Source organism: Alteromonas sp. MMG017 (genome assembly GCF_018100795.1).
Taxonomy (GTDB): Bacteria; Pseudomonadota; Gammaproteobacteria; order Enterobacterales; family Alteromonadaceae; genus Alteromonas.
The window spans coordinates 1-916 of sequence record NZ_JAGJDY010000042.1; the positions used below are offsets into that span (position 1 = coordinate 1).

The 916-nt window shown below is 45.0% G+C and carries 1 protein-coding gene; it reads right to left on the reverse strand.

Annotated elements, in window-relative coordinates; genetic code table 11:
• Nucleotides 1-32: 32 nt before the first annotated feature.
• Nucleotides 33-916 (reverse strand): IS3 family transposase (locus tag J8L84_RS20140; RefSeq protein ID WP_211072263.1); only part of this gene is annotated, 884 nt, incomplete at its 5' end.

Genomic DNA, 916 nt, shown 5'->3' on the forward strand with positions numbered 1-916 from the left:
CTGGTCTTACCCACTGAAAGTGGACATCCATGTTAAGCGTATGCCGATTCGTATTCATATGGGCTTACATAACCCAGTGTTGAATGCTGGCGTACGCGATTATAAAAAATTTCTATGTATTCGAAGATACAAGATTTGATTTCTTGAAGCGAGTTGAATTTCTCCCCGTATATGAGTTCGACTTTCATACGACTGAAGAATGATTCCATCACGGCATTGTCCCAGCAGTTGCTTCTTCTACTCATGCTGGACACTGCACCGATGCTCATTATAAGGTCTTGGTATCGCACGGAACGATATTGAACACCTCTATCAGAGTGTATGATTAACCCAGGCTCTATATCTCGTTGACTAATCGCCATATTGAGCGCTCGTATAATAAGTTCTTCGGTCATATGACCATCAAACGCCCAGCCAACAATAGCTCTTGAATACAAGTCCATTACGGTAGCCAAGTAATGCCATTGGCCTTTGAATCGAATGTAAGTAATGTCTGTGACCCACTTCGTATTGGGCTTTGTCGCCACAAATTGCCGGCGCAATACGTTTTGACTTACGCGTACATTACTGTGGCTATATTGCGAATATCGAAACGCTCTACCGTTGCGAGCGCGTAACTGTAACTGCTGCATGATTTTCGCTATCGTATTAACGCAGCAGGGCACGTTTTCAGCTTTTAATGCACGCGTTAATCTGGGCGCGCCATAGCGCTTTTGAAATTTCTCAAAGAGCACCATGGTTTGCTCACGCAGCTGTTTGCGTCGTTGCTGGTGTGCGGATATATCGCGGGTGAGGTACTTGTAATAGCCAGAACGAGACACTTTAAGTGCCCGACACATCACGGTTATTCTGAATTGCCCCACATATACTTTAATGAGTGCGTACTTTACTCTTGGTCGCTCGCAAAGTACGCGGC